This window comes from Paenibacillus lautus (genome assembly GCF_050482385.1).
GTDB classification, from domain to species: domain Bacteria; phylum Bacillota; class Bacilli; order Paenibacillales; family Paenibacillaceae; genus Paenibacillus_AQ; species Paenibacillus_AQ lautus_B.
The window spans coordinates 133,604-152,859 of sequence record NZ_JBCNHV010000015.1 but is presented as its reverse complement, the minus strand read 5'-3'; the positions used below and the strand labels follow the sequence as shown (position 1 = coordinate 152,859).

Below are 19,256 nucleotides of genomic sequence, written 5' to 3'. Positions count from 1 at the left end.
TTTGGAAGTTGGCAGATTCCTCCCGTTTTAAATGGACGGGGAGGTTCATCTGTGAGAACGCTAAAAAAAGAATATTTGCTGCATTTGATGTTGCTGCCTGGAGTTATCGTCACATTGATTTATGCTTATGGACCTATGGCCGGCCTCGTGATGGCTTTTCAACAGTTTGAGCCGCTGGCCGGGTTCTTCCACTCGGATTTCGTTGGCTTTGATAATTTCCGATATGTATTTGAACTGCCCGATTTCAAGCAGGTACTGTGGAACACCATTGTCATTTCGGTATTTAAAATGATTTTGTTTTTACTGGTGCCTCTGATTCTGGCACTGCTTCTCAACGAAGTCACCCGGAGATGGTTCTCGCGTTTTATCCAATCCGCCATCTTCCTGCCATTCTTTCTGTCCTGGACGGTGCTTGGCGGCGTCATCATCGAACTGTTTTCGTTGAATGGTCCAGTAAACGGCTTGTTGGGCGCACTGGATATGGAACCGATCATGTTCATGCTGGATAACCACTGGTTCCGTGGAATCATCATCGGTTCGGACGTATGGAAAGGGATGGGCTATAACATGATTGTTATGCTCGCAGCCATAACAGGAATCCATGCAACGCTGTATGAAGCTGCTGAAGTAGACGGAGCGGGAAGATGGAAGCAGATGATTCATATCACGCTCCCGGGCATGGCACCGATCCTCATCCTGCTGGGTGTATTAAGTCTTGGCGGCATTCTCAACGCCGGTTTCGAACAGATTCTGATTATGTACAACCCGACGGTTTATGAGGGTGCGGATATTATCGATACCTTCGTCTATAGGCTCGGAATGTTCAGTCAGCAATTCGGACCTGCCGCCGCGGTCGGCTTCTTTAAATCCATCATCTCTCTGGCTCTCGTGGCTGTGACGTACTATGCGGCTTATAAATATAACAATTATCGGATCTTTTAGGCTGGAGTGGAGGTAGGAAAATGCACAAACCAACGATCAGCAGAAGGCTGTTTGTAATCGTGAATACGCTGGTTCTATCCGCAATCACCTTGCTCGGTATTATTCCGTTCATTCATTTGCTCTCGATTTCGTTAAGCTCGAATACAGCAGCGATGGCGGGGGAAGTGAGGCTCTGGCCGGTCGGCCTTAACTTGGATGCTTACCGGTACTTAGGCGAAAAGGTCGAGTTTTTTCGATCGTTCCGGGTTTCGCTAACGCGGGTGGTGTTAGGAACGGCAGTGAATATGTTTTTGGTATTTATCACCGCGTATCCCTTATCGAAATCAAATCATCAATTTAAGTTCCGAACACCGTACGTGTGGTTTTTTGCCATTACCATGTTTTTCGGCGGGGGCTTGATTCCCACTTACATGATCGTGAAGAATACCGGCTTGATTGACTCCGTATGGGCTCTGATTCTGCCTGGGGCACTCAATGTATGGAACATGGTTCTGATGCTGAACTTCTTCAGAACGATCCCGAAGGAACTGGAGGAGGCGGCAACGATTGACGGCGCCGGACACTGGCGAATATTATGGCGTATCTACCTGCCGGTTTCACTGCCGTCCATTGCAACGATTGGCTTGTTTACCATCGTGGGACACTGGAATGCTTGGTTCGACGGAATTCTATACTTGAATTCGCCGGATAAATATCCGCTGCAAACCTATTTGTCTACACTCATCATGTCAATCAATTCCCAAATGACTTCGATATCGATCGAGCAGATCAAGGCGATGGAGAATTTGAGTGAGAAAACGCTCCGCACTGCCCAAATATTCATGGGCGCGCTGCCGATCATGGTCGTGTATCCGTTCCTGCAAAAGTATTTTGTCAAAGGGATGACGGTCGGAAGCGTCAAAGAATAAGTGCTTACAAAAAAAGGAGAAGAGTCGGATGAATAAGGTTAAGGTTGCCCTTATCGGAGCAGGACTGCGAGGCATCAATTATATGGAATATGCCCTGCTGCATCCCCATGAGCTTGAGGTGGTTGCCGTCGCAGAACCGAATCAGCAGCGGAGGGAACAGTTTCAAGCTAGGCATGGCCTTGAAGATGCAGCTTGCTTCGAGAATTGGAATGATTTCTTTGCAGGGCCCAAGCTCGCGGACGCGGTACTGATATGCACCCAGGATAAGCAGCATTTCGAGCCGACGATGCGAGCGCTTGAAGCCGGTTACCATGTGCTGCTAGAGAAGCCGATGTCACCGGATCCCGAAGAGTGCATCAAGATGGGCGAGATGGCTTCACAGGCCGGGCTGGTGTTCTCCATCTGTCACGTGCTGCGATATGCGCCGTTTTTCACGACTTTAAAGGAACTGCTGGAACGTGAGACCATTGGCCAATTGATGTCGATCCAGCATAACGAGAACGTGGGCTATTGGCATCAGGCGCATAGTTTTGTGCGGGGGAATTGGCGTCGTAAGGAAGATTCCAGCCCGATGATTCTCGCCAAGTCCTGTCATGATCTCGACATTTTGCTCTGGCTTGCCGATTCTGAATGCCTTCGGGTATCCTCTTTCGGCTCGCTGAGCCATTTTACGCCTGCGCAAGCACCGGAAGGCGCACCTAAACGCTGTTTGGACGGATGCCCGGTCTCGGATCAGTGCCTCTATTATGCGCCGGATCTATATTTGACAGAGGATACGAATTGGCCAACGTCGGCGATCAGTGATGATATGAGTTATGATGCCCGTTATAAGGCGTTGCTGGAGGGGCCATATGGCCGCTGCGTATACCATTGCGATAATGACGTGGTGGATCATCAGGTCGTCAATCTGGAATTTGCTAATACCGTGACGGCCGCATTTACGATGAGTGCGTTTACGCGAGATGTCAGCCGCACGATCAAGCTGATGGGAACCCGCGGGGAGATCCGCGGAGCCATGGAGAAGAATGAAATTGAGATCATTCACTTTGGCAGCGGCAAGATTGAGCGAATATCTTTTGAGGATAGGGGCGGGCATGTCGGGCACGGCGGCGGTGATATGGGCCTGATCAAGGATTTTTTGAGACTGGTGCAGACTGGGGGAAGCGATCAAGGGCTGACTTCGGCAAGTCGTTCCGTTCAAAGTCATCTCATGGCATTTGCGGCTGAGCAATCGAGAGTGGACGGAAGCATCATCTCGATAAAGGAATTTGAGCAGCAGTTCAGCACGCATGTAAAAACGATGCCCAGGAAATAATCCCAAGCCTGATTGCTGATGCAATCGGGCTTGTTTTGTATTCTAAGGCACAACGCCAAGTGGCTGTCTATGGTAAAATAAACCTAGCGCTTGATAATGGAACAAATAGATCGGCAGGGATTTGAATCATGAAGGAGCACTCCGTAAAGGACACAACGCGAGCCGCTTCCGAAATGTAGGAGTTGACGATTATAAAATATCTAAAAGATGTTCAGGAGCCGGGGATGGGAACCTGGTACTTTGAAATTGATAACAATGGCACGGCTTATAGGCAGATCGTGGTTAATGAGAACGGCAGCTGCATTACATCCAACCGGAAGCACGATTCCTATCATTTCATGCTTGCGGAGCACCCTCTTAATCTGGAGGAACCCTATTATACAGAAATCAGTCAAGCGGCATTCGAGGAGCTTTGGATGGAACAGCTGCAAGCTGGCCTGGAGGACTGGCATCGGACTCAACGTTTATTTCCAGTCGGCGCTAAAGTGGAAGGATTCATCGAGGCCTTTTTTCCGCAAGGCACATTAATCAACTTGTTGGAACCGGGGGCCGTAGGCTTGACGGACACGTCCGCTCTGAAATCGCGAGCCCCTGCTGAATGGATGTACCCTCGTTATCGGGTCATTGCCGAGGTATCCGGTTACGATGAAGTAAACCAATGGGTCCTTCTTGCCGATGCAAAAATTCCGGGAAGTCAGTTTAATGAAGGTGAACTTGGCGAGTAGGAAGGAGTATAGGATGATCGAAAGGAGTGTTTGAATGATGTGCAGCAGCGGTTGGACTGCAGGAGAGCTTGTTGTTAATGGAGAACGGGCCATTCACCCCGGTTTAACCGAAGATCCATTATGTGCATCCAAACTTTATACCCTGTATTTTCACTCTGCCCGCTCCATGGGGAATGGCTATGAGTGGTTTTATTTTAACGAGGTTCCGTTGATGGATGAATCGGTATTTGTGTCCATATGCTTTCATGCAGGTAAGCTATATACGGTAGAATTGTCCGTTCAGGGGGAGCAATTTCCGACTTCGTGGGATAACTGGACCGTGGAAGGCGAGCGGAGAAGGTACGAGAAGCATAGGAACATGCTTGAGAGGGCTTTATGTTTAATGCCTAACTATGAGCAGGAACGTCCTTATCCATATGTGGAATACCAGATGGAATGGGGGAATATCACCTCCTATCAGGATCCGCGTTCAGGATCGACGGCCATCGCGTTTTCTTTTACGTGATGTGATCATAATAGTTAGCCCAGGAAACCACGTTCATCGTGGTTTTTTTTGCGACTACGGACATGCGGACTAAGCCTTCGGTGTGAATTGGATATAATTTGCTAAGTTCGGGTTATCCTAATCTCAAAAGTAAGTCTTAGGACGAATTCAAAATACCCAGGAAAGGGTAATCATGTATAATTCCAAGACGATACAGGAGGTTAGCATGAAACATACAAACGGTATGTCCGCTGTTGCGATTCTCGGGATGGGGACGGCATTGCCGGCACATTCGGTGGCACAGTCGGATATCGCGGAATTAATTGCCTCTACGCTGCAGGATAAACCCGATCTGGCCCGCTTTGCTCGAAGAGTATTTAGATCCTGCGGTGTCGAAACTCGTTATACCTGCGAACCCAACTACCTTGGTCCATTGGAAGAGTGCCGCTATTTGCCTTCCCATGACGAGTCAGACATCCCGACAACCGAGGAACGAATGGATACATACAAGCGGGAGGCCCTCCCGCTTGGCATAGAAGCTGCCAAGCAGGCCTTGAAGGATGCCGGTATGTCGCCGGATCGAATCACGCATCTCATTACGGTCAGCTGCACGGGTCAATACCAGCCGGGTATGGATGCACTGTTGATCGGCCATTTGGGGCTTTCTCGACGGGTTAATCGCCTGCCGTTGATATTCCAGGGATGTGCTGCCGGCCTTAAAGCGATTCAAATGGCGCGGGATGTTGTCATAGGGGCGCCGGGGTCGCAAGTATTGATTGTGTGCGTGGAGCTTTGTACCCTTCATTTTCAACCGGTCAAGGAGAGGGAGGCGCTGTTTGCAGCCTCGTTTTTCGGTGATGGAGCCTCATCATGTGTCATCGGTCATCCGGCAACGGAGCATCGACATTATTTGGAGCTTGGCTCGGGTTATTCGGTCTTGCTCCCGGATTCCACGGAGGATATGACATGGGAGGTAGGTAACACAGGCTTTGATCTTTTTTTGTCGCCGCGTATTCCGAAGCTGCTCGGTATTCACCTGGAGGAAGAACTGCGTGTTCTGCTGAAGGGCGATAAGCTTCCTGAATTGTGGGCCATCCATCCTGGCGGACGGGGCATCGTGGATTCGGTGCAGAACGTCATGGGCCTGACCGATGAACAAACCAAATACAGCCGGGACATCTTAAGAACGGCAGGGAATCTCTCCTCCGTGACCATTTTGTTTGTGCTGAGTGCGATGCGCAAGGAGATGCAAGAGCTGAATAAAGATTCCGCGGAAGGGGTAGCCATGGCCTTCGGGCCAGGCCTGACAGCGGAGCTTATGCGCTTTACCTATATGAAGGCTTATGCGTCATCGGTCAAGGAGCAGGACCATGTCCTTCTTTAGAACCCTGTCCATCCGGGCGGAGGAAGATGAGCTTATGGATGACTTCTCCATCGGAGGAGAAGAGCTAAGCGAAGCGCTGAAGCATTTAAGGCGGCTGAATCGGATTTTCGCTGCACCGGGACCGACCTTGGACGGCGTGGAGAAGCTTTGGAAGTCGATTGGCAGCCCGAGTACCCTTAGCATCATGGACGTAGGGGCTGGTTCAGGCGATGTAAACCAGAAGCTGCTGCAATGGTCGGATCAAAGGGGCATCCGGCTGAATATTACCTTAGTCGATATGACGGAAGAAGCATGCGATGAGGCTAGACGACTGTTTCGAAACGAGCCGAGGGTTCAAGTTCGACGTGCCGATGTTAAAGAGTTACCCGATGCATCGGCAGATATTGTGACCGGTTCCCAGTTCATCCATCATTTCCAGGGCGATCAGCTTGTGGACATGGTGACGCATATGCTGCGAGCCTCTATTCACGGGGTTGTCATCAATGATATCCATCGGCATCCGGTCCCCTACACGGCAGTTTGGATTACAACGCGCATCATTTCCCGCAATCGTTATATTCGCCATGATGGTCCGTTATCGGTTGCTAAGGGATTTAAAGGGAGAGATTGGAGAGAGCTGAAAAAACAGCTCAATCACGACACCATGACCTATGAATGGAAGCCGCTGTTTCGCTATTCCGTTGTTATCCCGAACCATCGGGCTCGATAGTCCTCTCATCGTTACCAAGCCAATGTTCTTCAGGCAAGCTATAAGGCAGGTGGTCATATATGTCAAAGCAAGCGGATGTTATTGTGATCGGAGCGGGAGTAGCCGGTACCAGCTGTGCACTACAGCTTGCAAAGCAAGGGCATCGTACGATATTGCTGGATCGGCAATCATTTCCGCGTCATAAAACCTGCGGTGAATTCATGTCACCGGAGACCAAAGAGATGCTGGATTATCTAGGCGTCGATCTAGTGGGTCAAGAGATGAAGCCCAGCCCCATGGATCATGCCAAAATCGTGATGCCACACGGCGGTGAAATTACCGCTCCATTACCGGGAAAGGCCACAGGCATCAGCCGCTATGAGCTGGATCGCCTCCTGCATGAGAATGCAGTGGCCGCGGGTGCGGAAGTTGTCACTGGAACAACCGTGACCGATATTCAGAAGCTCGGTGATCATCGGTATGAAGTCGATGTAAGGCAAGGGAACGAGCGCGTTCGATATGAGGCAAGGGCCGTCATTGGTGCATACGGTACGAAAAGACCGCGCGGTGTTTCCCCTGCCGAGGAGTATCGGGATGATACCGTATATGTGGGCGTAAAATCACATTTTAGCGGCATTACGATACCTTCCCGGGTAGAGCTGTACTTTTGCGAGGGGGGGTATGTCGGAATCTCGCCGATTGAAAATGGGACGGTTAATGTGGCTGCGTTGCTGACCTTGAATTCAGTGCAGGGCAGCGGCAAATCGGTGCCTGAAATTCTCCGGGCCGCTTCACGTACGAACAAAAGGTTAGCTGAACGAATGGCTGACGGAGAGCCTGTTTCGGGAACTCAGGTATCGATTGCCCCGCTTCGTTTATCCCATACGCCGTATCCATGGTCGGAATATCCTCACATCGGCGATGCCATGCTGATGCTTCCGCCGCTGTGCGGGGACGGGATGTCGGTTGCTCTGCGGTCCTCGCTGATATGCGCTCGTTGGACCGACTCTTATTTAAAGGGAGAAATAAACTTCGAACATTGGCGAAATCAGTATACACATGAAGCCAATCGTACGTTTACGGAGCTTCTCAGAAGAGCGAGGAGAATTCAGAACCTGGCTTTTGCCAAGACCAACCGTTTCTATCCAGGCATCGCCCGGATGATCCCAGGATTGGCTTCCTATATCGTAAAAGCTACCCGGTTATCCGCATCGGGTATAGGCTCCAGATAAAAGCCGCAGGATTGCGGCTTTTTTATATTGTTATTTAACGGACTTTCGTTGACATTGGATAGATGGTATTTTATTATGTTTATAAAATGATAGACATATTTAAATAGTGTTTATTATTTCGATGAATGGAGGGGCGATATGCAGGATGGACAGAATTCACCTAATCCAACCGGGCTTATTCGAAGTACGCTTGATTTTCAGTTCCAAATCGCTTGGCAGATGCTCGACTTGCATCTCACGGGGCTTCAAGATGAGGAGTTTCATTGGCGACCTGCTTCAAAGGGACTCCACGTTTACCGTGAATCTGGGATCTGGCTGGCGGATTGGCCGGAATCCGAGGAGTACGAGATTGGCCCGCCGAATATATCTTGGTTGACATGGCATATCACATACTGGTGGTCTATGGTACTGAATTATTCGTTCGGCAGCGGGGCTTTGGCCCGTGAAGACATCCATTCTATGGGTAACATCCAAGAGACCAGAGATAGAATAAATGAATTGAGCTGCGACTGGAAACGTGAAATGTCGGCTTTGACGGACGAAGCATTCCTTTCTACGGAACGAACGTTATGGCCTTTCGCGGATAAGCCTTTTCATGAATTGGCAGCCTGGCTAAATCTAGAACTGATGAAAAATGCGGCTGAGATCGGTTATTGCCGTTTCCTTTATGCCGTTCACAAGAAATAATACATTATCTATGGACAATACGTCGCTTAATGATACCCGGATGATTGGTTTTCATAAGATGAAAAATGAAGGGCTGCTACGTTGCTTGGTGCAACGTAGCAGCCTTTATATGTAGATTAATTAAGAATGAGTCACTTCGTTCTCAATGACGATGCGATTTAGCTTCACATTTACTGGCGCCGCTATCGTATCGCCCACAGGGCATTTACTCTCCAGAAATTCAACAAACTGCTCAACTTTCTCGGCGGACGAAGGGGTCTTGATGTAGAACGTGTACCGAATATCGGAGTATCCAGGGCGTACGTCAGAGCGATTAAAGAATCCATCCAGGTCAAGGTCGCCTTCTACATCAACTCTGAAATCTTCAAGGATCACATCGAATTTTGGCGCATATACACGGGCCACGATTGATTGGCATGCCCCGAGGGAGGCGAGCAGAGCTTCAACGGGGTTCATTCCGGTATCCGTACCTCCAAGGCTTTTCGGCTCATCGATGACGAACTCGAACTGCCTTACATTAGTAACAACTCTTACCCCTTCTTGCAAATGGGCAGTTGCTTTGAACGTTTGAACACTTGGCATATAACACATCTCCCTTTTTCTAGACAGCCCCATACGTCCTGGCTAATCTGTCTTTATATTATAATGTATACTATTTTACTTGGTTTAGTCTGGATTATAATTCTATTTAGCTTGATCTGTCAATAGAACATGAATAGAACGATATGACGGGCGTTTGTTATTCCCATGGGTGGACCTGGCGGAAGGCGAAAAAAAGAGAGTATGTTCTCATATCGAAAACACACTCTCTAGATCGGTACCCTATTATTTTTCGGAGGCCTGATTTTGCTGCTTCAGCAAATCGCGAATTTCAGTCAATAATAGTTCTTCCTTCGATGGAGCTGGCGGTTCTTCTGCCTTAGTTTCTTCTTTGCGTTTAAAGCGGTTCAGCGTACGGATGAATATGAAGATCGAGAAGGAGACGATCAGGAAGTCCACGACCGTTTGAAGAAATACACCATACGTCAGGGTTGCATCCCCGATCGTCGCATCTAGTCCTGATAAATTGACTCCGCCAAGGAGCAAGCCAATTACCGGCATAATGATATCGCTCACCAAGGAGGATACGATTTTGCCGAAAGCAGCACCAATGATAACCCCAATGGCTAAATCGAGCACATTACCCTTAAGCGCAAAGGTTTTAAACTCTTTTAATAAATTCATAATAAGTCACCTGCTTTTCAATCCAAAATGTAGGCGGCATTTCATCTACCACTCGAAATATCCTATCAGCAACTAGTGAAATGCGCAAGATCGTTAAGTTGTATCTTTTTTACGGAAACGTAGGCGAGCCGCCGCTTGCCCTATACAGGTTGACCAATAGGTGGCATTCATGTTAAGTTTATAATATTCGCACAATAACGGGATCGAATGAAGGAGGGATAAAGCGATGACTGAATTAGATGTTGTAGATGTTCATGTGAACCTGTCGATACTAGGAAGCATTAGACAAGGTTCACACCATAACCAGTCAGATACCGGAACTTTATCCTTCTATACTTATATGCAGGCAAATTTAGCGATAGCTTGATCGTCGCTTGTTTCTTTATGGTATAGTTGGCAAAGATAAGCGTAGAAAGCACCGGGTTCTGGTGTTTTTGCGCTTTTTTTCGTTCTGAAATTTTACCGTAGAGGAATGATGAAAATGTCATTAATCCAAGTTTCAAACCTTTCGTTTGCTTATGAGAGCAGTTTTGATCCGATATTCGAACAAGTGAGCTTTCAAATCGATACCGATTGGAAATTAGGATTTACCGGAAGAAACGGCAGGGGGAAAACCACGTTTCTCAATCTGCTGCTAGGCAAGTATGAATACAGCGGGAATATCTCGGCCTCCGTGAGCTTCGAATATTTCCCTTACCATGTCGAGAACAAGGAGTATCTCACTCTGGACATCATCGAGGAGATCTATCCGGAGTATGTTCATTGGCAAATCGTGCGCGAACTTAACTTGTTAAAGGTTTCGGAAGATGTCCTGTACCGGCCTTTTGACTCATTATCCAGCGGAGAACAGACCAAAGTGATGCTGGCTGCGTTGTTTATCAAGGAAAATCGCTTCCTCTTGATTGACGAACCGACCAATCACCTGGATATGCATGCGAGAAAATTAGTCAGCGACTACCTCAGCAAGAAAAGCGGATTTATTCTGGTGTCGCACGATCGATCATTCTTGGATCATTGCGTAGACCACATCCTGTCCATTAATAAAACCAATATCGAGATCCAAAAAGGCAATTTTTCCGCATGGTGGGAAAATAAAAAGAGACAGGATCAATTTGAGCTTGCGAGTGACGAGAAGCTGAGGAAAGATATTAAACGTTTAACCGATTCTGCAAGAAGGACGGGGAATTGGTCGGATCAGGTGGAGAAATCGAAGAACGGTACCAGAAATTCAGGCTCCAAAGTAGATAAAGGCTATATTGGCCACAAGGCAGCTAAGATGATGAAGCGCTCCAAAAACCTAGAGCAGCGACAGCAGTCCGCCATTGAGGAAAAATCGAAGCTCCTTAAAAATATCGAGAGCTCCGAGAATTTGCAGATGTTCCAACTGGACTATCACAAAAAACAACTGGTCCAGCTGGAGGATGTCTCCATTTCATACGGCTCCAAGACGGTGTGTGAAAACTTGAGTTTTACGATTGAAAAAGGGGACCGAGTTGCCCTCTCGGGCAAGAACGGTTCTGGAAAATCCAGTATCCTTAAGCTGATATGCGGAGAAGAGATGCAATACACAGGCCAGTTCAACAGGGATAGCCAGCTTAAGATATCCTATGTATCTCAGGACACGTCCTACCTGCAAGGCAGCTTGACGGATTATGCCATAAGCAGCGGGATTGATGAAAGCCTGTTTAAATCCATATTGCGAAAGCTCGATTTCTCCAGACTTCAGTTTGAAAAGGATATTTCGACTTATAGCGGGGGACAGAAGAAGAAGGTGCTGATCGCTAAAAGCCTTAGTGAGCATGCTCATTTGTATGTGTGGGATGAACCGCTTAATTTTATCGATGTGATCTCTCGCATGCAAATCGAAGAGTTATTGCTTGAGCATGCACCGACGATTCTGTTCGTGGAGCATGATCGTGCATTCTGCGAGAACGTGGCAACGAAGTTCGTTGAACTTGATGCCCATCAAGAAACATAAGAAACAATAAGATTGTTATCCCAAAGAAGGAATAAGAGTATCAATTAGCCCAAATATGTTCCTTAATGGGAAATTACAAAAAAAACTGTCGCGAATTAGTTTGCGGCAGCTTTTTTATATTTCGTTGTGATATGAACTAAGATGTTCATACAGTAAACCTAACCCTTCCAGTAGCCGGTCAAAGACAGTCCTTCCATCGCTTGATTCCAAATGAACTCATCATTAGGACGGTCGATGGGGACCTGAAGTGTGCAAATGCCGTCGATTCCCCAATCCAATTCTCGTACATCTTGAATATCGTGCATGGTCTGAAGAACAAGAATATTGCACGTGCCGGGTACGAATGAGGATAAGACGGCATGAAGCAGAGCAGCTTCCGGGGGATTCACTTCCCCCCACCTGATAAATAAAACGGCTCGGCTGTTGTTTAGAACTTCATAAAACCTGCGAATGCGAACATTCATCTTCTCTTTATAGGAAGCGTACGTTTGCGTCCAATCTTGATGGGGCAGCACTGGGAAGTCATCAAGCGGGAAAGAAAAGCGTCGCAGTTGACGCTCCCGCAAATTGACCGATGGCCCGCACCAGTTGCCCAAGCTAATGATCACATCGTAGGCGCCTTTCACGTCCACCAGCTTCACGTTTGTCACCACTCTCTCATGTACATCTATATTATCGTATTCAGCCTGTTTTCAAGCCGTATGGACATTCATAAATAGGAAACCGTCTGTTTTGATACGGACATAAGTGGCGAATACTATAAAAATAAACCGGAATTTAATATAAATTCGCATTTGATAAGAAATATAAGTCCATCTGGCATGTTATGATCTGAAGAGAAAAGGAAGTCATAGAAACAAGCTGGTTTTAACATTTAATAAGACGAGGAGTGTAACAATTGATGATTAGTAAAGTTGGTCAAATTATGGTGTATGTGAATAATCAGGATCAAGCAGTGAAGTTTTGGACTGAAATGGTAGGATTTCAAGTCATAGCTGAAGAGAATAACGGTGAAATGAGATGGATTGAAATTGCCCCAACGAAGGAAGCCGAAACAAGTATTATTCTGCATGACAAGGAGCTCGTAGCCAAAATGTCGCCTGGAATGAATTTGGGCACACCTTCTTTAATGTTTTTTACGGAAAATTTCGAAGCGTTGCACAGCCATTTAACCAGCCATGATATCACCGTCGGCGAAGTGGTGAATTTGCCTTCCGGCAGAGTGTTCAACTTTGCGGATTATGAAGAAAACTATTTTGCTGTCATGGAAAAATAACCAGTCCATCAGATCAACCATAGATCGGCTTGGATGTGAAGTCGCCTATTTGGCGGCTTTTTTGTATATTCTTTGGTATGGAAGAAATGTATTTGCCGAATTACCCTCAGCGGCTCAATCTAAAATGCTTAGATGGTGGGCGTTATACTTTTTTCCTGCATTCGCTATAATGGATACAGTGATTGAAGGAAAGGGATGTCATGCATGAAGAAAGTGATCGTCATTGGATCGGGAATACTGGGGGCATCGACTGCTTATCAGTTAGCAAAAATGGGAGCGGAAGTCCTTATTATAGACCGCAAAGATAGAGGACAGGCTACGGATGCCGCGGCAGGCATTATCTGCCCCTGGCTATCGCAAAGGCGGAATCAGGCGTGGTACCAATTAGCGAAGGCGGGCGCACGTTTTTACCCTGAGTTAGTGAAAGAACTCATCATTGAAGGCGAGACAGAAACAGGCTATGCCCAAGTCGGCGCTCTTAGCATTCATGAGGATTTGGATAAAATCGGCAAGATGGAGGAACGGGCTCATATTCGGAAAACAGATGCTCCGGAAATCGGTGAGATTACCCGACTGAATGAGGAAGAAACCCATGAGCGTTTTCCTCTGCTTGGTGAAGGCTATCATTCCGTCCATATTAGCGGTGCCGCCCGTATCGATGGTCGTGCGCTGCGCGATGCGTTGATCCGGTCCGCACAGAGGAACGGGGCTAAGCTTATAGACGGGGATGCCGCATTGCTATACGAATCGAATCGTGTTATCGGAGCAGCAGTCGGAGCTGATAGCTTCGAGGCTGATGAAGTCATTGTTTGTGTCGGTGCATGGGCTAATCAACTGCTTCAGCCATTAGGCATTCACTTTCAGGTTCGTTTTCAAAAAGCGCAAATCATGCATGTGCAGGTGCCTGATCAGCAAGATACAGGTGCCTGGCCGGTCGTCATGCCGCCTTCGGATCAATATTTGCTCTCTTTTGATAACCAGAAGATTGTGATCGGAGCGACTCACGAAAATGAAGTCAATGGCTACGATACAAGAGTAACACCCGGCGGTATGCAGGAAATCCTGAATAAAGGATTAGCCTTAGCGCCTGGTTTGGCTGACAGCACATTTGAGGAGGTACGAGTCGGGTTTCGTCCGTTTACACCCGGATTTCTTCCGGTTATTGGTGCTGTCCCTGGCTGGGAAGGCCTTATTACGGCAAACGGGCTGGGCGCGTCCGGATTAACGATGGGGCCATTTATCGGAAGCCAACTTGCAAAGATAGCGCTTGGAATGCCGCTGGATATCGACATTCGTGATTATGATGTTCGAAAAGCAATGGATGGAGCCTGGGCATGAACCTCCGGCTGATCGGAGCCATGAATAATCATAGCAATATCCTGCGTACAGATATTGCATGCTTGTCATGACAATGCAGATGAATACTGGATATCAAAAAAGCCGCGATCATATTCGCGGTTTTTTATAGCAAAACTCCGATATTCTAGACGGTTGTGAGCGATTCGTTCATTCGGTTCGCTTTCAGCTTACCAAACAGGAATCGAACGGCCGGCCTACGAGGAGCAGTTGAATCGGCAAAGCAAACACAAAATTTTTATTTTACTGCGATTCAGCAATTCAAGGCTTGATCATTCAATGTTAACATTTTATAATGAGTAAAAACTCACTCATAAAAAGGAGGAGCTCATTGCCACGTACGAAGGACCAATACGAAGAAATGCGTAACGCCACCAGACAAAAAATACAATCGGCCGGGATGCAGCTATTTGTTCATAAAGGGTTCGGTTCCACGAATGTACAGGACATCGCGGATGCGGCCGGTATCAGCATCGGGCTTTTATATCGGCATTACAAAACAAAAGAAAGCTTGTTTAATCAGTTGGTGGAGTTTGCGCTTGATGGCTTGAAAAAAATCACGAAAACCTTTGAGGAAGCTGATTCACCGAAACAACTCATGGCGCAGTTTGTCGACGAAATTTATAACGATATGCTAAATGGAGAGGAACTTGCCAATTTGCTGATCCTCATGAATCAGTTGTTTTTCTCAGGAGGCGCAGCCAATCCGAAGCAATCGGAGGTTTTAGAGAAACATGATCGACTGCTGTCTGCTACAACCGCGCTTTTCAAAAAGGGACAGGAATTAGGCGATTTCCGTCCGGGGGATCCTTATCAAATGGCCGTGTTGTTCTATTCCGCTTTGCAGGGGCTGGCCGAATTGAAAGTGATCCTGAAAAACAACTTTGTTATGCCATCCCCGTTCGTTCTCACTTCATTCCTGTTCAAGGAGGAAGATTAACGATGTATACAGTAATGAAAGCCGATCAATTCGGAAGAGATGCAAGAGCTCAAATATCCCACATTTTTGCGGAAGGATTCTCACAATGGCTTGGATATTTCTCGAAAGATAAGGAGAAAATTGAAAGAGCCTTTGCCCACATGTTTAATCTGGATCAATTCTATGTTGCCGTTGCCGCGACAAAGTAGTTGGGATGGCTGCATGTACGGACGGTACCTCTTTATCAGTGAAACTCAACAAAAAAGAGTTGCGGGAGCATTTGGGTTTATATAAGGGCAGCCTCGCGCATATGTTTCTGAAAAAGGAATTTGAAACACCTCTTGCGAATCCGTCACCGGTGAAGTGTTCGATTGAGTTTGTCGGGACGGCTTCGGAATATCGAGGACAGGGAGTAGGCTCGCTGATCATAGGCCATATTCTTGAAGCTACTTCATACCGTGAGTTTTTAATAGAAGAGGTAGCTGATACGAATATACCTGCCATGAGACTCTACGAAAAGATGGGCTTTAAAGAATATAAACGAAGAATGATTCCCCAAAAAAGAGCAGTAAAGATAGGCATTAATCATATCGTATCTCTAAAGTACGCAAAATGAGGATAACAGTGGATTCATAGTCCTAAAGTTTCAAAAACGGAACACACTTGGTTGAAAAGTAATAAGGGAATATCGGCGGACCTAAACGATATTACGGACCTCCGGCAGATGTGCGGGATATCATATCATGATAGGGTAAAGGGTAGGATAAGACAGCCATGTTAAGTAGAAACTAACGATGCAGCCGTCAATCCTCTTTTTTATTGTGAAATGACCGGATTACGACATTGGTCAGTGAGTACTGTAACTGTATAGGAATTGACCTGTCCAAACAAAGGGACGCATTCCAAAGAAACAATGGATCATGGAGGGAGATCGAATGTCAGATACGAAGCAAGTACCTCAACCTAAAACTTACGGACCGCTGGGCAATCTGCCTCTGCTGGATTCCGCAGCTCCAATCCAATCGCTTGTGAAGGTCGCATCGGAACTCGGGCCGATATTTCAATTTCAGTTTCCGGGCGGACGCAGGGAGCTGTATGTCTCCGGACACGAATATGTCAAGGACGCGTGTGACGAGAAGCGTTTTGATAAACAAATCTGGGCGCCGCTTCAGAATGTCCGTCCTTTTGCCGGTGACGGATTGTTTACGAGCGCTACACATGAGCCCAACTGGAAAAAAGCACATAATATCCTGCTCTCCAGCTTTAGCCAGCGTGCGATGCAAGGCTACCATACGAAAATGGTCGATATCGCCATGCAGCTTATCCAGAAATGGGCTCGGCTCAACCCCGACGAAACCGTGGACGTTCCTGCCGACATGACGCGCCTGACGCTGGATACCATCGGCTTGTGCGGATTTAATTACCGGTTTAACAGCTTCTACCGGGAAGACAATCATCCGTTTATCGACAGCATGGTGCGTGCCCTCGATGAAGGCATGAACCAGCTGCACCGTCTGGGCATACAAGACATGTTTATGATTAAAAAGAAGCGGCAGTTTCAGGAAGATGTTCAGGACATGTTCTCGCTCGTTGATGAGCTCATTCAAGATCGCAAGAAGTATGGCGGCGAAGAAGGGGATTTGCTCGCGCATATGCTGGAAGGTGTCGATCCGGATTCAGGCGAGCGCCTGGATTCGGAGAATATCCGATATCAGATGATTACGTTTCTTATCGCGGGGCATGAGACGACGAGCGGATTGCTGTCCTTTGCCATTTATTTTTTGCTGAAAAATCCGGATACATTGCAAAAAGCGGTAAGCGAGGTGGAACGCGTTCTGAAAGATCCCGTGCCGACTTACAATCAGGTTCGGGAGCTCAAATACGTCCGCATGGTTCTCAGCGAGTCGCTGCGCTTATGGCCAACGGCACCTGCCTTCTCGTTATATGCCAAGGAAGATACGACGATCGGAGGAGCCTATCCGATCAAGAAGGGGGATAGCGTAACAGTCCTGATTCCGGGACTGCATCGAGACGCCCGTGTGTGGGGAGACGACGTGGAGACGTTCAGGCCGGAGCGCTTCGAAGATCCCAGCCAGGTGCCGCATGACGCTTACAAACCGTTTGGTAACGGACAGCGCGCATGCATCGGGCAGCAGTTTGCGCTGCAGGAGGCAACCCTGGTGCTTGGTTTGGTGCTCAAATATTTTGAATTGATCGAAAACCCGTCTTATGAGTTGAAGGTTAAGGAAACCCTCACTTTGAAGCCGGAAGGGTTCCATATTCAAGTTCGAAGCCGTCAAGAGGGGGCCGCACTCTTGGTTCCAGGAGCAGGAAAGGCGGTATCACCCGAGTCGGAGAAGCGAGAATACGCCAAGTCGTCCGATAAAACGGCGGCCAATGCCCATCATACCCCGCTGCTCGCTTTATACGGGTCGAATTTGGGTACGGCAGAGGGAATTGCCCGAGAGGTGGCGGATGCTGCAAAGTACCAAGGGTTCGACAGCCAGGTAGGTACGCTGGACGATTATGCCGGAAAGCTTCCGAAGGAAGGTGCCGTCATCATTGTAACCGCCTCGTACAACGGACAGCCGCCTTCCAATGCAAAAGCATTTACGGAATGGCTGGAGAATGCCGATGAATCAGAAATCCAGGGTGTGCGATATGCTGTATTTGGCTGCGGGGATCACAACTGGGCAAGCACCTATCAGCGGATACCTCGTTTGATAGACGAACAGCTTGCTGTCAAAGGGGCGCAGCGATTGCTCACGCGCGGTGAGAGTGATGCCAGCGGCGACTTTGAGCGTGAAGTCGATGAATGGACAGAGCATTTATGGCCGGATTTGATGCAATCGCTAGGTCTGCCTCTGATGTCCGTCAATGAGCTGAAGCGCAGTGCCTTGTCCGTCCAGTTCGTACAGGGAGCGGCCGCCGTGCCTCTGGCAGAAACCTACCAGGCTGTAACCGGGCGCGTTGCTCATACCCGCAATCTGCAGCATGCGGACAGCGGAAGGATCACGCAGCATATCGAAATCTCGCTGCCGGCGGGATCGGACTATCGTGAAGGAGATCATCTGGGAGTGCTTCCGGTCAATCCGGAGACGCTGGTTCAGCGAGTTCTCCGAAGATTCAAACTGGACGCGGGCGCACATCTTATCTTGTCTGCTGAAGGAAGAAGCGGTGCGCATTTGCCGACAGGCATTCCTGTCCGACTGGACGACCTGTTGTCCCGCAGCGTGGAGCTGCAGGAGCCGGCCACAAGAGCACAGATTCGGGAGATGGCCGCTTATACGGTATGCCCGCCGCATGCCAAAGAGCTTCAAGAACTGCTTTCGGAAGAGACCTATCAGGCTGAAGTGCGGGCCAAACGGATCACCATGCTCGACCTGCTGGAGCGATATGAAGCCTGCGAGCTGCCGTTTGAACGCTTTCTTGAGCTCCTGCCTCCATTGAAGCCGAGATATTATTCGATTTCCAGCTCCCCTAAGATTAGTCCGAATACGGCAAGCATTACGGTCAGTGTCGTTCGGGGCAGTGCTTGGAGCGGCCAAGGGGAATACAGGGGCGTGGCTTCCAACTATCTGGAACAATTGGAGACGGGCGCGGAGGTTCTGATGTTCATTCGTTCTCCGGAGTCGGGCTTTGCGCTGCCGGAAGATCCGGCAACGCCAATCATCATGATCGGACCGGGCACGGGCGTGGCTCCGTTCAGGGGATTCATCCAGGCAAGACAAGCGCTTCAAGAGGCTGGGCAGAAGCTGGGTGCTGCGCATCTGTACTTCGGCTGTCGGAACCCGGAGCAAGACTATCTTTACCGCGAGGAGTTTGTGCAGGCGGAGAGAGAAGGACTGGTCACCCTGCATACGGCCTTTTCGAGAGTAGACGGTGTGGAGAAATGCTATGTCCAGCATTTAATGACACAAGATGGAGCGTTATTGCTGTCACTGCTTGAGGCAGGAGCGCAAATGTACATTTGCGGCGACGGCTTACGGATGGCGCCGGAGGTGGAACAAACGCTGATCCGTGCCTATCGGGATCGACATGGCGTGGATGCAGAAGAGGCTGCCGCCTGGCTATCCGGGCTGGAAGCGTCGGGACAATATGTAAAGGATGTCTGGGCCGGATAATCATCATGACAGCG

The 19,256-nt window shown here is 48.3% G+C and carries 20 protein-coding genes; 17 read left to right on the top strand and 3 right to left on the bottom strand.

The annotated features are described in order from the left end of the window. The first annotated feature begins 51 nt into the window (after window positions 1–51). The 9 genes from ABEW73_RS19160 to ABEW73_RS19120 all read left to right on the top strand — a co-directional run bounded on the left by ABEW73_RS19160 (window position 52) and on the right by ABEW73_RS19120 (window position 8,365). The gene (locus ABEW73_RS19160; protein WP_430166066.1) at window positions 52–942 is read left to right on the top strand and encodes an ABC transporter permease; all 891 of its coding nucleotides are present in this window, start codon (window positions 52–54) and stop codon (window positions 940–942) included. A gap of 20 nt (window positions 943–962) precedes the next feature. Next, window positions 963–1,850 (top strand): carbohydrate ABC transporter permease, encoded by an 888-nt coding sequence (locus ABEW73_RS19155; RefSeq protein WP_430166065.1) that lies wholly within the window; start codon window positions 963–965, stop codon window positions 1,848–1,850. A gap of 28 nt (window positions 1,851–1,878) precedes the next feature. Continuing rightward, on the top strand, window positions 1,879–3,165 hold the full coding sequence (locus ABEW73_RS19150) for a Gfo/Idh/MocA family protein (protein ID WP_430166063.1): 1,287 nt from the start codon (window positions 1,879–1,881) through the stop codon (window positions 3,163–3,165). 224 nt (window positions 3,166–3,389) lie between these two features. Then, window positions 3,390–3,890 (top strand): hypothetical protein, encoded by a 501-nt coding sequence (locus ABEW73_RS19145; RefSeq protein ID WP_430166062.1) that lies wholly within the window; start codon window positions 3,390–3,392, stop codon window positions 3,888–3,890. A gap of 34 nt (window positions 3,891–3,924) precedes the next feature. Further along, window positions 3,925–4,395, top strand: coding sequence for a hypothetical protein (locus ABEW73_RS19140; RefSeq protein WP_430166060.1), 471 nt, complete (start codon window positions 3,925–3,927; stop codon window positions 4,393–4,395). A gap of 205 nt (window positions 4,396–4,600) precedes the next feature. Continuing rightward, a complete protein-coding gene (locus ABEW73_RS19135) occupies window positions 4,601–5,758 on the top strand; it encodes a type III polyketide synthase (RefSeq protein ID WP_430166058.1) in 1,158 nt (385 codons plus the stop codon). Continuing rightward, window positions 5,745–6,467, top strand: a complete 723-nt coding sequence (locus ABEW73_RS19130) for a methyltransferase domain-containing protein (protein WP_430166057.1) — start codon at window positions 5,745–5,747, stop codon at window positions 6,465–6,467. The genes ABEW73_RS19135 and ABEW73_RS19130 overlap by 14 nt, the downstream gene beginning before the upstream one ends. 59 nt (window positions 6,468–6,526) lie before the next feature. Next, window positions 6,527–7,678 carry an NAD(P)/FAD-dependent oxidoreductase gene (locus ABEW73_RS19125; protein WP_430166055.1) on the top strand — a complete coding sequence of 384 codons (1,152 nt, stop codon included), beginning with the start codon at window positions 6,527–6,529 and terminating at the stop codon, window positions 7,676–7,678. Window positions 7,679–7,816: 138 nt separating this feature from the next. After that, entirely contained in the window at window positions 7,817–8,365 is a 549-nt protein-coding gene (locus ABEW73_RS19120) for a DinB family protein (protein WP_430166054.1), read from the top strand. A gap of 120 nt (window positions 8,366–8,485) precedes the next feature. Here ABEW73_RS19120 and ABEW73_RS19115 read toward each other — a convergent pair whose 3' ends face one another. After that, window positions 8,486–8,947, bottom strand: a complete 462-nt coding sequence (locus tag ABEW73_RS19115; RefSeq protein ID WP_430166052.1) for an OsmC family protein — start codon at window positions 8,945–8,947, stop codon at window positions 8,486–8,488. A gap of 243 nt (window positions 8,948–9,190) precedes the next feature. Next, window positions 9,191–9,589, bottom strand: coding sequence for a large conductance mechanosensitive channel protein MscL (mscL, locus tag ABEW73_RS19110; RefSeq protein ID WP_430166050.1), 399 nt, complete (start codon window positions 9,587–9,589; stop codon window positions 9,191–9,193). A gap of 226 nt (window positions 9,590–9,815) precedes the next feature. Between mscL and ABEW73_RS19105 the strand changes: the two genes are divergently transcribed. Together ABEW73_RS19105 and ABEW73_RS19100 are read left to right on the top strand one after the other, a co-directional pair. Beyond that, window positions 9,816–9,956, top strand: a complete 141-nt coding sequence (locus ABEW73_RS19105) for a hypothetical protein (RefSeq protein ID WP_215163679.1) — start codon at window positions 9,816–9,818, stop codon at window positions 9,954–9,956. Between the two features lie 114 nt (window positions 9,957–10,070). Further along, the gene (locus tag ABEW73_RS19100) at window positions 10,071–11,567 is read left to right on the top strand and encodes an Lsa family ABC-F type ribosomal protection protein (RefSeq protein WP_430166049.1); all 1,497 of its coding nucleotides are present in this window, start codon (window positions 10,071–10,073) and stop codon (window positions 11,565–11,567) included. Window positions 11,568–11,725: 158 nt separating this feature from the next. On the opposite strand, the gene ABEW73_RS19095 is transcribed toward ABEW73_RS19100, so the two are convergent. Continuing rightward, window positions 11,726–12,217, bottom strand: a complete 492-nt coding sequence (locus ABEW73_RS19095) for a hypothetical protein (protein WP_430166047.1) — start codon at window positions 12,215–12,217, stop codon at window positions 11,726–11,728. A gap of 251 nt (window positions 12,218–12,468) precedes the next feature. Here ABEW73_RS19095 and ABEW73_RS19090 point away from each other — a divergent pair, with 251 nt between their 5' ends. From ABEW73_RS19090 to ABEW73_RS19065, 6 genes are all read left to right on the top strand, one after another. Continuing rightward, window positions 12,469–12,843, top strand: a complete 375-nt coding sequence (locus tag ABEW73_RS19090) for a VOC family protein (protein WP_430166045.1) — start codon at window positions 12,469–12,471, stop codon at window positions 12,841–12,843. A 204-nt stretch (window positions 12,844–13,047) separates the two neighbouring features. Continuing rightward, window positions 13,048–14,181, top strand: a complete 1,134-nt coding sequence (locus ABEW73_RS19085) for an NAD(P)/FAD-dependent oxidoreductase (protein WP_430166044.1) — start codon at window positions 13,048–13,050, stop codon at window positions 14,179–14,181. 349 nt (window positions 14,182–14,530) lie between these two features. Beyond that, window positions 14,531–15,139: a TetR/AcrR family transcriptional regulator gene (locus ABEW73_RS19080; RefSeq protein WP_430166042.1), complete on the top strand. Its 609-nt coding sequence runs from the start codon at window positions 14,531–14,533 to the stop codon at window positions 15,137–15,139. Between the two features lie 2 nt (window positions 15,140–15,141). Then, window positions 15,142–15,327, top strand: coding sequence for a hypothetical protein (locus ABEW73_RS19075; RefSeq protein WP_430166041.1), 186 nt, complete (start codon window positions 15,142–15,144; stop codon window positions 15,325–15,327). 5 nt (window positions 15,328–15,332) lie between these two features. Continuing rightward, window positions 15,333–15,734, top strand: coding sequence for a GNAT family N-acetyltransferase (locus tag ABEW73_RS19070; RefSeq protein WP_430166039.1), 402 nt, complete (start codon window positions 15,333–15,335; stop codon window positions 15,732–15,734). A 319-nt stretch (window positions 15,735–16,053) separates the two neighbouring features. After that, on the top strand, window positions 16,054–19,242 hold the full coding sequence (locus ABEW73_RS19065) for a bifunctional cytochrome P450/NADPH--P450 reductase (protein ID WP_430166037.1): 3,189 nt from the start codon (window positions 16,054–16,056) through the stop codon (window positions 19,240–19,242). Window positions 19,243–19,256 lie beyond the last annotated feature (14 nt).